Raw genomic sequence first — 13,589 nt, forward strand, 5'->3', positions numbered from 1 at the left:
TATACAGGTTGCCCTGTCGCAGAGCCTTCATACCGCACGGCTCTTAACCTCGCTGTATAAGCAAATGGGGCTTAGGCTGAACGCAGCTTCCTTCGCGTTCATCATCCACAGCCCCTTTCATTCAATCACCTGTCAGCTTTCTTTGCTCTTTCCAGAAGGCATCAAACTGCTTCAGCAGCGATTCCGTTGAAATCACTTCTTGCAAATATTTGCGCCCTTCTGTCAATGCCATCTGCAAATACTCGTTATAGTTGACATAGTGGCTCGGCTGCTTAACGCCTTGATAGCGTATTGGATCATTAGACATGAGCATATAAGGGGCGTATGGACCCGTTGCATACTTTTCTTGCTCAAGCGCATTATTATAGATGGTGATAACGCCCGCCGCGTCTGCAAAGCTTCGATTGTTTTCAAGCGAAGATAGGTAGGAAATAAATGCCCATGCCTCGTCTCTGTGCTCGGATTGCAGCGCAATTCCCCAACCTGCGGCACCTACATTGAAATGGGAAACACCCTCAGGTCCAACTGGGAGCGGCGCCGTTGCCCACTCGTTGGCCTCCAGCTTGTCCTCGATGAACGGAATCACATCCGAATCCTGGATGAGCATGGCGGCTTTTCCTTCGGTAAACGCCTTTATCTGCTCGTTGAAGCCCCAATCGATAGCCCCGGGATGCGAGGTCTCAATATAAAGCTTACGGTAGAGCTCAAGTCCCTCAGCTGCTCCGGAGCCTTCGAATATCGTCGTTCCATCGACGTTAAACATAGATTCACTGGCGCTGACGTTGCTTCCGTTATAATCCTGAATGATAGAGGACAAGGTGTTGGCAGAAGCCCTTCCACCGCGGAATGCGAAGCCATATTGCCCGATTTCCGGCTTCGTCAGCTGCTTTCCGACAAAAAACAGCTGCTCCCACGTTTCCGGCACTTGAAGTGCTCTTGCATCAAACCAGTCCTTACGGTAATAGAGCTGCACTTGATATAGACTGCTCGGAATATAGTAGGTTATATCAGCCACATCCCTTGCCATCAATCTAGCGTTATCGCTTAGCAGCATATAATTTTCCCATGAACTGATGTATTTCTCTAAGCTGACCAGCAAGCCCCTTGAAGCATACACATGCGCCGTAATATCGCGAACCTCGACAATATCGACCGCTTCCCGTTTGTCGAGCATCGATAGGATCGTGTCGTCCGCTGTTTCATAATCAGGCGAGATCAGCTCGATGCCGATGTTCGGATGCTCCTTCTCGAATTGCGCGATTAGCTTCTCCAGCTGCTGCGTCCGCTGAGGCGTCGTCAGACTTTGTACCATTTTTAACGTTATTTTGTCGGCTGCCCCCGTCTGTTCAGGCAGCTCCGACCGATTGCTGGTCGTCGTGCAGCCGCTTATGAATGAAATCATAAGGATGATTGAGAACGGATACAGCCCTTTGCTCAGCAAATGGAGCATCATCAAATCCCCCCGATTCAAATAAAGGTGATAACCATTACTTTGTATATCGGCTTCAAGCTCCCCAAACGATACAGTTTCGTCCTTGTTTTTTTGCGGAATAAAGCATCGTATCTGCCTCATTTACAATATCGGCCGTCCACTCTGGCGTCCGCGTAACCGCTCCAAAGCTCATCGTCACCTGGAAGGCCTGACCGCCCGCCTCGAACGTCAGCAGGCTAAGCTCTTGGCGGACTCGCTCCAGTATCACTGTCACCTCTGCTGCTGTATGCGCATACAGCAGTATGGCGAACTCCTCTCCCCCATACCGGAATACCTCGCCTTGTTTTCTAGCCACAGCGCCTTCGAGCAGCTGCGCAATCCGTTTGAGCACGACATCGCCGGTAACATGGCCATAACGGTCGTTCACGCCTTTGAAGTAATCGATATCTGCCATGACAAGCGTGAAGGAGCGCATGAACCCGACCTGCTCTGCAAGCTGCTCTTGGAACGAGCGATGGTTATACAAGCCCGTCAGATAATCACGTTTGGATTGATTCTCAAAATAGCTTTTTTCCGTTAAATGCCTGCGTTCGCGAGCAACGATAACACCGCCAAGTACGCCTACCATGGCAAGAAATGAAAGGTTCATGATATGAAAAGGAAGCAGCCCCGCCGTATCGGCTTGTGGCTGAAGCAGCATGACTAGGATATACCCCGCGATCAAAGCCGCTGATGAAAGCAGCCCGCCTGCAAAGCGCCAGTACACGGCTGCGTGCAATATAATTAAATAAGCGATGGGAAGGAGCGGACTGCTTGTCCCTCCTGTTAATGAAATAAGTGCAGTAAATGCCGCGATATCGATAATTACGGCTGCCTGAGAGACCAATAGGTAGGGGCGGGATTGGGGAGTCGAGCGGTGAATGACGATGTCGGCCGTCGCCATATAGACAACGCCCAGGCAAAATAGAACGGAGAAATAAGTTAGATTCTCCGCGCCTTTATAATAATAGAGCCCGTAAATAAGACCCGATGCGATCAAGAATAACCATCTAAGCATGGAAAAGATAATCTCTAGCGTGTGATCACTCTTCTGATTCATCGTATATGCACATCCCTGCGCTGCAATATAAACTTAATGTAAATTCATTCTACTATGCGCCCCCTATTCTGTCTAAGAATAAATCATCAGAGCCATTGCTCCAAAATAGATGTAACGATTCTTATTGTTCGCAGCCCCTTCGAAACCATTTATTTTAAAACATGTAAATAATAATAATAATCATTGTCAATGCTGTAAGAGTAGCAAGTTATTACTGCCCGACGAGAAAGGGATGACTCCGTTCCTGATCAGGCAGTCGGAATGCGAAATTTCCGAATCATATACGTTAGAGGTGAACCCAACTTGATGAAATCGAATTCTGATATAACTCTAATGCCGCTTAAGCATGCTGATAAAAAAAACCGCCCGGCCGAGAAACGTATGGCCAGCAAGCGATATTTTGGACGCGGCGGCGTGAAATTCGCCCTGCTGAAACTGCTTAATAGCGAACCGATGCACGGTTACCAGATGATGAAGTCGCTCGGGGAGCAATCCGGCGGGCTGTACCAGCCGAGCGCTGGATCCATCTATCCTACACTCCAAATGCTTGAGGAACGCGGTTTCATTGCCATCAAGGTCGAGGATAACGGGAAAAAGGTATATAACATTACAGACCAAGGCCGCTCAGCCCTGCTCTTGCTTCCCGACAAAACAAGACGTACAGCGATAAGCGACGGACATCTCTCGCCTGTGGCTGAGTCATTCCGTAATGAGAAAATACGCAAAAAGCTCGGGCTCTCGCCTGAATCATTCGACCTGTTCCGGTTAGTGACACGGGCGGAGCAGGAAGCCTCCGCCAGTAAAGAAAGAACGATGCTTCTTCAGCAGCTGCTAAGCGAGCAGCTGCTGAAGCTCAGTGCCTTTCTTGCTGACGATGAGCAGAAAAGCAGACTCTAGCTTGCATGCGGCAGCATCGCAAAAAAAAAGATTACCACACAGCCTCCGTAACCGAGGACCGCGGGTAATCTTTCTTCAACAATTAATGCGTCGAATCATGGGAGACATGCTGACCGCTCAGCTTAAGACTGCCTTGACTGTCGCTCGCATGCTCTGCGTCTTGGCTTCTTCCCATAAACGGCCACCAGTTTGCTGCGCCGAACGTGCGCACCATCACAGGAATAAACAACGGAAGCATGAGCAGCGCGTACATGAACAACCCGCACAGCACGATCGTGGCGATTTGCAGAAGCGACATGACGCCCGAAGGCAGCATCGCCGCGAACGTACCGCCTAGAATAACCGCTGCAGACATAATGACCGTGCCCATATTTTTCATCGCCTCTAGAATGGCTTGCTGAGGCGACAAGTGGCGATATTCTTTGAATCGGTCCATAAGGAAGATGCTGTAGTCTATGCCGAGCGCGACCAGCATAACGAATCCAAAGAACGGAACCGCCCAGCTAATGCCCGACTGTCCAAGCAGCCTCACGAATATAACCTCCGCAATCGCCAGCGATGAATAGAAGGTTACAAGCAGCGACGCAACCATATACAGCGGCATAACGATGGATCGGAACAAGATGATCAAGATAATCGAAATGCCTATCAGCATGAGAATAACCGTACGCGAATAATCCGCATTCGAGATATTTCTCAAGTCATTGTTCATGCTTGTAACGCCGCCGACTGCTACCTCGGCACCACTGTACTCGGTGCCTTGGAGACCGCGGCTAACGGCTGCTTCAAGCCCGTCTATCTCATCCATCGTTTCCTGCGCGTACGGATTGCCGCTGAATACGACGTCGAATTTCGCGGTTTGGCGATCCTCGGACATATACACATTAAGCGCCGTCTGGAACTCCTCATTCGCGATGGCCTCCGCTGGGATGTACCAGCCGGATATTTGCTTATTCGGCGCTTCGGACAACCCGTTCAGATAGCCGCCGGCTGAAGCCAGCCCGTCAGTAACCTGTGTTAGGCCATCCACACTTTGATTAAGCCCGCTTGTAAGCTCGCCAAGCTGATCGTTTAACGATGCAAAGCCTGCCTGCAGCTGCTTCTGTCCGTCCGAGAGTTCATTGAAGCCTTGCGTCACGCTAGGAAGCCTCGAAACAATTTGGCCTTGACCTGCAGCCGCCTGCGAAATGCCTTTTTGCAGCTCTGCCAAGCCTGCCGCCAGCTTGCCAAGGCCTGCTGCCAACGCAGATTGTCCTTCGGTTGCCTGAAGCAGTCCCGCATTCGCTTGCGTCATGCCCCCTGAGATGCCCGACAGCTGCGTATTTAGCTCAGTCAATTGACCGCTAATGCCCGCGGCCCCCAATTGAAGCTGACCAAGCGAGTTAAGCGTATCTTGGAACTTTTCATCATTTTGCAGCTCAGGATAGCTGCCTTGCAGATCGGTCAACCCTTGCTCGACGCCAGACAAACCGTCGGCGAGCTTTGCTTGCTCCGCTGCAATGGTTTGATAGGCGCCGCTAAGCTTGCCGAGACCCCCGCCGAGCTGCTTATAGCTTGCAAGCAATTGGCGGCTAGCGCCAGCCAGCTGCTTCGTGCTCTCCTCCGCTTGCTTCAAGCCGTCGCTGAGCTCGCCTGCGCCGGCAGAGCCGTCCTCCAGCCCCTGTTGAATCTGCTTAAGGCCTACTCCAAGCTGAACGATGCCTGCTTTCAGTTCATTCGTTCCGTCAACGAGCTGGCCTGCCCCGTCAACTGCCTCATTCAGCTTAGGCGCGTTCTCGCTTAGCGCTGTGCTCGCCTCGGATAGACCATCGCCGATCTTGCCAAGGCCTTCCCCGCTTTGTCCGAGACCATCCTCAAGCGTTGTAACCTGATCGGATACAAGGAACTGCTCCATCATATCTCCAGTTGGACGCGTTGCGCTGCGAACAGCCTTCACGCCTTCCGTATTAGCAAGCTCACGGCTAATCTGCTCCAGCGCGGCAAGCCCCTCCGGAGAATCCATCGGCTTATCCGACTTTACAATGACTGTCGTCGGCAAGGAATCTCCAGGCCCGAAGCTATCCGATATAATGTTGAATGCTTTGACAGAATCGTATTTGTCGCCGATTTCATCGAGCGAATTGAACGATATCGTGCCTTTATAGGCCGTTAGGAAAGGAACGATGATGACAGCCAAAATGAGGAGTGCCCATAATGGACGCTTCAACGAGAACTTGCCGACCGTTCCCCACAGCTTGCTTGGCTTGTGCTCAAGCGACCCCTTCGCGGGCCAGAACAGCTTCGTCCCGAGCACGGCCATAAAAAACGGCACGATCGTAAACAAAGCGAGCAGCAGCACCGCTACCCCTACTGCCACCGCAACTGCGGAGCGGTAAAGAATAAAGGTTGAGAAGCCGATGGCTGCAAAACCAACCAAAACCGCCAAACCGGAGAACAACACGGTTCTTCCTGCCGTGCGATACGTTTGAATAATCGCCTGCGTTTTGTCGCCGCCGCTATGCGTCAGCTCCTCTTTAAAGCGGCTGATGAGCAGGATGCAATAATCGGTACCTATACCGAACAAGACGGCAACAAGAAAGATCTGCGTAAAGTTGGAGAGCGGAAAGTCGAATGAATCGACTAGGAACGCTACAACCGACTGCGTAATTAAATAGGTGAAGCCCACTGCAACAAGCGGCACGATCGGCGCAATTGCTGAACGGAAAACAACGAATAAGATGACTAGAATGAAACCGAGCGTAATAAACTCCGTTTTCTTAAGCCCTTCCTGCGAACTTTGCACAACATCCTCGGAGATGATCCAGTTTCCCGTGAAATAATGTTCAACCTTCACATCGGAAATCGTATCATAAAGGCCGTCGCTAAGTTCAGAGAGCGTGCGGTCTCCCGCTTCAACGTTAACAAGCGCCAGAATGGTGCTTCCATCCTTGGATACCATCTGCTCTGCCAATTCTTTGGTGTCGAAATGAGTGGTTACAGCAAGGACGCCAATCTGATCCGCGCTGCTCTTCAGCTTGTCGATGCCGGCCTTCACATCAGCCAGCTCCGCATCAGACAACCCTCCGTCTTTATGGAATACAAGGACGGTAGCCATTCCACTGCTGGACCCAGCCCCGTCATTCCCTCCGATTGCTTCTTCCAAATCGCTTGCCATTGTTGAAGAATACCCGTCCGGCACGTTAACCTGCCCCTTCGTACGAACGAGCTCTTCCATATTCGGCGCCGTGAGCATCAAGCCAATGGCTGCAGCAAGCCATAGCGCCAGTACCAGCCATCTAAATCTCAGTACGGTTCTCATCTCTGTTCTCCCTCCATCTGAATGTGAGCTATGAATGCATCATTTCCTTCGCGAGTCTCTCGAAGGTTTCAATAAAACCAAGCGCCTCTTGCTCCTCGAACCGTTCAATGTATCTGGCGAGCAGCACATCGATCTTATCCGCCATGCGATCGCATACCTGATTGCCTTCCTCGGTAAGCGTCAAATAAATAACGCGCCGGTCCTTCTCATCCGTCAGCCTCTGAATCAGGTTCTTATCAAAAAGCCGGTTAATAATCGCTGTTATCGAGCTCTTGCCTACGCAGAAAATATCCGCCAGCTCCGAAGATGTGCTTCTATCATGCGACCGCAAGTACCGGAGCGTAGAAAATTGATCAACCGTAAGATCCTCAGGCATAAGCTCGCGGATCATCGCATTCAGCCGGCGGTTGACTAGAAAATTGGCCGCCTCGTAGCGATCGATAATATTTTTGAGCAATGCTCGATCCACCGTGATGTCCTCCTCATGTCATACCAAGTTTATTGCCACTAAACTAATTCTATTGTAAAACAGTTCGACAATAGAACTATATCAAAACGAACCAAGCGACGCAATCCTATATTTCCGAACATATCGTGAACAAGAAATGGCTTATTTATAAAAAGACTGTAGAAAAATGGAAGCTTATATCGTGAATAAAGGAGGATTTTAGTGAATATTGTCGAATTATAGGGAAAATACATAAGCAATCAGGAGGCCGCAAGTGAGTAACATATGGTTTAAGCAGCATCATAAACAATTGATGATGGTTTGCGCATTTTCATTATGCACATTTCTTGCGCTCGCGGCCGAGACGAACCATTTTCAGTTTTTATACGGCATAACTTTTTCGTTTACCAGCTTGTTCATCCTGCTGATCTTGCGTTTATTCGGACTACTGCCCGGACTCTTGACTTCAGTTGTCGCCGTTTCAACTGGCCTATTGTTTTTCAACCAGCCAGCCTATCACTCCATTCTCATCATAGAAGTGTTAGCGGCCGGCTTTCTGATTCAAAAATTTAAAAAATCATTGTTCGGTGCGGATGCATTGTTCTGGCTGCTCGCCGGCATACCGCTCATTTATATCTTCTATTCGATGGATTCCCCTTTGAATGCGAAGGACCTGCTGCTTATTGCTTGCATGATCGCGATGAACGGCATGTTTAATTCCTTGTTTGCCGAAGTAATCGATCATTACTTGCCTCTGCGCAGATGGAGCGGCCAATCCTTGGAAGGGAAAAAGCTGCTCTCCTTCAGCAAAGTCCTGTTCCACTTCTCCATCGGCATCGTTCTAATTTCATTCTTGCTTAACATTTTCATGAACAGCCTTAGCTCCTTCAAAGAAGTAAGCCTTTATGCACAGCGGTTATCCGCAAGTGAAATGAATCGCATTGTGGAGTCCTGGAATAGATGGCAGACCTCCAAGCTTTCATACTCGCTCACCGAGTCGGAACAAATCCAGGAGCAAGTCCGTTTCTTTCAATTGCTTCTTGGGAATCACGCTAGCACCTTTATGCTCCATGTAACAGACAACGACCATTTCATCGTTGCTGCTAGCGACCCTAAGGCTGAGGGGCAAAGGTACGACTGGAGAGACAACCGTCAAGTAACGGCGATTAACAGCCATCTGTCATTAACTATGCCTAACGAGCCTAGGCAAGCACTGCAATTCCATACTTGGCATGATGGCATATTCGTTTATACGGAAAATATTGATTCCACCGATTGGCATATTTCCATAGAGGTGCCGATCAAAAACTACCAAAATTATTTGTTCTCAAAATACTTTACGCACTTCATTTATCTGATCTTGCTGGCCTTATTCACTGCCGTTCTAGCCTTCATCATTAACCGCTCGCTTTCGAGAGGCCTTACGCAGCTGGCAGCGGCGACTACAAATCTTCCGCTAAAGCTTAAACAATTCAATAATATAGACTGGCCTAGCAGCAGCCTCGTTGAGGTTCAATCATTAATTGCCAATTTCAAGCATATGTCGACAAACCTGATTCATATGTTCCAAGAAGCACAGCGAAGCAATGAACGGCTTGAGTCGCAAGCCTTTATGCTCCAGCAATCCGAGGAGCGGTTGCATCAGCTCGCTTATTACGATATGTTGACCGGCTTGCCTAACAGACTACAGTTTACTTTGCATTTCCAAGATTTAATTGCCTTGCACGAGAGCAACAAGCAGCCAATCGCCGTTATGTTCGTTGATGTGAATCGTTTCAAGCAGATTAACGACACCTTGGGCCATGCCGTTGGCGACGAGCTGCTGCGGCAAGCAGCGGAACGCTTCGGGACTGCCGTATTTAGAGACTGTACCGTATTCCGGCTTGGCGGCGATGAGTTTGTTTTTATCGGGCGCTATGAGAATGAGGAGACGGTTTCCGCTGGCGCGCAGGCTGTCGTCGACTCGTTCAACAAGCCCTTTATCATCGATGATAAGCTGCTATTCCTAACCGTAAGTGTAGGGGTAAGCCTGTATCCGCAGGATGGAGAACAAATGGATACGATTATCCGCAATGCAGATATCGCCATGTACAGTGCCAAAGAGCAGGGCGACGGATGCTACCGCTTCTATAAGCCAACGCTTGTGTCTGCTATGACGGAGAAAATGCAAGTGGAGAACGGGCTATACAATGCCTTGCTGCAGCAGCAATTCTCTCTGCATTATCAGCCGAAAATGAGTGCAGCAACCGGTAAGCTCTGCGGCATCGAAGCACTGATTCGTTGGCATCATCCGGAGCTCGGCATGGTTCCACCCGATAAGTTCATACCGCTCGCGGAGCAATCCGGATTCATATTGGACATCGACAGCTGGGTTTTCCGAGAGGCCTGCCGCCAGAACAAAGCTTGGCAGGACGCGGGCTTGCAGCGGATATGCGTATCCGTAAACATCTCCGCAAGGCATTTCTATCAAGGGAATCTAACTGAAATGATTATTCAGGCATTAAAGGATACCGGACTAGAGCCGCAATACGTGAGTTTGGAGATCACCGAGGGCGTATTCATGCAAAGTATGGACCAAGTTATTGAGACCATTCTATTTCTCAAAAACCTTGGCATCCAAATTTCTATCGATGATTTCGGCACCGGCTACTCTTCACTCAACCAGCTGCAGCGTCTTCCGATATCGGATGTAAAGCTCGACCGCTCTTTTATACAAGGCATTACGAGCGATTCCAAAAAATCTTCAATCGTCAAAGCCATCATCGAGCTCGTTCACAGCATGAACATGAGGGTCGTTGCGGAGGGTGTCGAGACGGCGGAGGAATCGCAATTTTGTACGGATCTGCAATGCGATGAGCTGCAGGGCTACTTATTTAGCAGGCCGCTGCCGCCGCATGAGCTTGAACTGCTGCTTGGCAAAGCCATTTAAATGGTTGTATAGCTGCACACAGCAAGGAGCTGTCCAAGGAATCCATGATTCCATAAGACAGCTCCTTATTCATAAGCTACGCGTTTAAGCTAGTCATGCGTACTGACTAGACTTCTGAGCCCGCATCGGTTGCTGCAGCTTGATCATTCTGCACAGCTCCTTCCGGACGCTCGCCGCGCGGACCTTTGCCGCCAGCCCCTCCTTTGCGACCGCCTTCCAGCGCTTTCAGCTCACCGTTAACCTGCTTTGCTGCACGCTCTGCCGCTCCAGCCAGCTTCGTGTCGTACTGCTCCTGCGTAATCGTCCCCGCTGCCAATTCGGCCGCAAGCTTTGTTTTCTGACCATTCACCTGCAGATCGATAAGCACCTGTACGTCTACGCCATTCTCGGCAGCTATCGCTGCAAGAGTCTTGCCGCTTTCAAGCTCCGTCTTCAGCACATCCTCCGTCACCCCTAGCGCGGCAGCCAGCTCGTCCAGATTACGTTCGAAGCCGCCTCCCTTGCCTCGCTGAGGCAGCACGCCATTCACATGCTGAGTCGACCGCTCAACCGCCTTCTCAAATCTTTCATTATACTGCTCCTGCGTAATCGTTCCCGCCGCCAGTTCGGCTGCAAGCTTCGTTTTCTTATCCTTTACCTGCAAATCGATTAGCGTTTGTATTTCAACGCCCTTCTCCGCCGCTAAAGCAGCCAGCGTCTTGCCGGCTTCAAGCTCCGTCTTCAGCACATCCTCCGTCACCCCTAGCGCAGCTGCCAGCTCAGCCGAACTCTGAACAAAGCCATTGCCGCCACGGCCATGCTTGCCAAAAGCATTTCCCTTCGAATCAAGCAGCCGCTCAGCTGCGGCTGCTATATCCAGCTTGGCTGGCTGCTTGTCTGTATCCGCTGCGACTGCATCCTCTTGCTTAGCCGGCGCAGCTGCCACTGCTGCCTCCAACCACTCCACGAGCTTCGTCTTCAACTCTGCCCTTGTTTTCCCTTGCGCCACAGCCACTTCTGACAAGGTTGCCGTTTCCAGCTTTGTCTGCAGCGCCGCCTCTTCGAGACCTAAGTACTCAAGCAGCTGTGATTGTATTTGTACAAAGCCATGCCCGAATCCGCCTCGTTTACGCGCATGATCCGCTCCAGCCTCGCTGTTCTCTGCCTGGGTGCTCTGCTCCAGCTGTTCGCCTGCGCTGCTTGCCGCGTTCACATATTGTTTAGCCCAGAGACTACCGCCTCCAAGCGCCAGCGTCAGCGTAATCGCGCCCGCTGTTATTGCTTTTGCCTTTGCCTTCATCATTGTTTCTTCCACCTTTCACTTTCGATTTGTTCTTACAGGACTTATCATAGCCCTGCATGCTTAAAGCTCCTTTAAGCCCCGCTGAAAGTTGGCTGAATTTGGACATGGCATGCGATCCATTGAAATTCGACACTATTTTCATCACCTCTTTTCTGCTTATCTGCTTTTATATGCGCGACTCCATACTTTCCTAACAATAAAACCCGCATTTCCCTAATAGATGCTTGCTAATATAGATACAACTGCTTTATTGCGCTCAGTAATAAAAAGGAATGCATTATCCTCTTCATTTTTCGACATATTTCGACGATAACATTACTTATCTTATCATTATGAGGTGTGGTCCAATGAAACGTTTAAAAGACAAAAGCTTAGTCGTTACCAGCTCCATCGTGCTCGCTCTACTGCTCGTTCTAGTCATTGGCATTACCGAGTATCTCTCCTACAGCACGCAAAAAAAATCATACCTCGCTGAAATCGAACGGATCGGTGAAACCTTAAGCTATCAAATCGAAGCCGGACATGATCTGCTTACCTTCGGCTACAACGAAATTGCTGCCGGCAAGGATACCAAGAACGAAACCTTCGATCGGTTCAAGCTCCAATTGGACGTCATGATCAAAAACGATATTGTCTCCAACGCCTACGTATACATGCCGGATATTATTGAACGGGACGGAAAGCAATTTCTCAAAATGATGCAAAGCAACGAAGCGCTCACAGCTGATGGTCTAGGGGCCGGAGATGAGTATGAAATGACGCCTGGCTTCGCCGCCGATGTCCAGACCGCTCTGGAAAAAGGCAGCGTCGTCACGGAGCCCGTCATCGATCAATTCGGCGAATGGGTCTCCTATCTGGCACAGGTGAAGGACCCGAGCGGCAAGCTCGTCGGAATCTTCGGAATCGATATTGATTACAAGCAAATCAATGATGCGATGAAAGAAATGCTGTGGCAGAGCATTGGAATCGCGCTCGTGCTCTCTGTTATCGCCATCCTCATTATCATCTATTTGATTCGCCTGGTGCTGAAGCCGCTTAAACGGCTTGCCGAAGTATCTTCCCTGGCTGCAAAAGGCGACTTGACCTTAGCCGTACCCGTCAAAGGCGGGAACGAAATCGCACAAGTATCGCTCGCTTTTAACGAAATGATCGCAAGCCTACGGCAGCTAACAAGCAACATCCGCACCACGTCAGACGAAGTGGCAGGCTCAGCTTATAACATGCAGCAAAGCGCGGAGCAAACCTCGCGCGCGACAGAAGAAGTGACGGAGGCCATTCAAGAGGTGGCCTCAGGGTCCGACACACAGCTGCAAAGCTTCCAAGAATGCCAACGCGCCATGACCGAAATGACCATCGGCATTCAACGCATCGCGGAATCATCCTCATCCGTATCCGAGCTTGCTGCCGATACGACCGCGCTCGCAACGGAAGGCGAGTCGGTCATCAACGAGACGCTGCAGCAAATGCAGGCTGTGGAAACCAATGTCGTTGCTACCGTATCCACGCTGCATGAATTAAAGCAGCAAAGCGACAATATCGGCAGCATTCTCGCGTTAATCGGCGACGTTGCGAATCAAACCAACCTGCTTGCGCTTAATGCTTCCATTGAAGCAGCGCGTGCCGGCGAGCACGGCAAAGGCTTCGCGGTCGTAGCCCATGAAATTCGCAAGCTGGCTGAACGCTCCAAGGAATCGTCGGAGCAGATCGGTACGATCCTGCACAGCATCGGCAGCCAAACGGATGCTGCGGTTACATCCATGGAGCTGTCAGCGGAAGCGGCGCGTGCCGGATCACGGGTAACCAGCCATGCGGGCGAATCCTTCCGTTCCATCGTCGCATCCATTCGCGACGTATCCAGCCAGGTGCAGGAGGTTTCTGCTGCATCGGAGCAAATGTCTGCAGGCAGCGAGCAAATCGCCGCATCCCTCGATGAGCTTGAGGGCATAACGGCAAGCGCCGCAGGCAACTCGCAGCGCGTTGCCGCTGCATCGGAAGAGCAGCTTGCTTCCATGCAGGAGGTTGCCAGTTCCTCCGAGCAGCTTCGCAATCTCGCTCAAAGCTTGAATGAAGCCATCGGCAAATTCAAAACCTAACAAGCGTAAACGGCTGTCGCCGTCCTCTGTGGCAAAAGCAGTCGTTTCGCGGACATAGATAAGCACATTTATAGGTGAAAACATAAAAATACTTTTATAACAAGAAGAAAC

At 50.4% G+C, this 13,589-nt stretch carries 8 protein-coding genes; 3 read left to right on the forward strand and 5 right to left on the reverse strand.

Going from position 1 to position 13,589, the window contains the following annotated elements; translation table 11 throughout:
- Positions 1-121 precede the first annotated feature (121 nt).
- Positions 122-1,453, reverse strand: coding sequence for an ABC transporter substrate-binding protein (locus tag FHS16_RS13355; RefSeq protein WP_183562830.1), 1,332 nt, complete (start codon positions 1,451-1,453; stop codon positions 122-124).
- A gap of 52 nt (positions 1,454-1,505) precedes the next feature.
- The gene (locus FHS16_RS13360) at positions 1,506-2,531 is read right to left on the reverse strand and encodes a GGDEF domain-containing protein (protein WP_183562832.1); all 1,026 of its coding nucleotides are present in this window, start codon (positions 2,529-2,531) and stop codon (positions 1,506-1,508) included.
- Positions 2,532-2,837: 306 nt separating this feature from the next.
- On the opposite strand from FHS16_RS13360, the gene FHS16_RS13365 reads away from it, so the two are divergent.
- Positions 2,838-3,428 (forward strand): PadR family transcriptional regulator, encoded by a 591-nt coding sequence (locus tag FHS16_RS13365; RefSeq protein ID WP_246431753.1) that lies wholly within the window; start codon positions 2,838-2,840, stop codon positions 3,426-3,428.
- Positions 3,429-3,510: 82 nt separating this feature from the next.
- On the opposite strand, the gene FHS16_RS13370 is transcribed toward FHS16_RS13365, so the two are convergent.
- Both FHS16_RS13370 and FHS16_RS13375 read right to left on the reverse strand, forming a co-directional pair.
- On the reverse strand, positions 3,511-6,726 hold the full coding sequence (locus tag FHS16_RS13370) for an efflux RND transporter permease subunit (protein ID WP_183562836.1): 3,216 nt from the start codon (positions 6,724-6,726) through the stop codon (positions 3,511-3,513).
- A gap of 28 nt (positions 6,727-6,754) precedes the next feature.
- On the reverse strand, positions 6,755-7,195 hold the full coding sequence (locus FHS16_RS13375; protein ID WP_183562838.1) for a MarR family transcriptional regulator: 441 nt from the start codon (positions 7,193-7,195) through the stop codon (positions 6,755-6,757).
- A gap of 253 nt (positions 7,196-7,448) precedes the next feature.
- Between FHS16_RS13375 and FHS16_RS32440 the strand changes: the two genes are divergently transcribed.
- Entirely contained in the window at positions 7,449-10,103 is a 2,655-nt protein-coding gene (locus FHS16_RS32440) for an EAL domain-containing protein (RefSeq protein WP_183562840.1), read from the forward strand.
- 106 nt (positions 10,104-10,209) lie between these two features.
- Here the strand turns inward: FHS16_RS32440 and FHS16_RS13385 are convergent, their stop codons facing one another.
- A complete protein-coding gene (locus FHS16_RS13385) occupies positions 10,210-11,385 on the reverse strand; it encodes a hypothetical protein (protein WP_183562842.1) in 1,176 nt (391 codons plus the stop codon).
- 347 nt (positions 11,386-11,732) lie between these two features.
- Here FHS16_RS13385 and FHS16_RS13390 point away from each other — a divergent pair, with 347 nt between their 5' ends.
- Positions 11,733-13,478: a methyl-accepting chemotaxis protein gene (locus FHS16_RS13390; RefSeq protein ID WP_183562844.1), complete on the forward strand. Its 1,746-nt coding sequence runs from the start codon at positions 11,733-11,735 to the stop codon at positions 13,476-13,478.
- Positions 13,479-13,589: the final 111 nt, after the last annotated feature.

It is taken from the genome of Paenibacillus endophyticus (assembly GCF_014192395.1).
Classification (GTDB): Bacteria; Bacillota; Bacilli; order Paenibacillales; family Paenibacillaceae; genus Pristimantibacillus; species Pristimantibacillus endophyticus.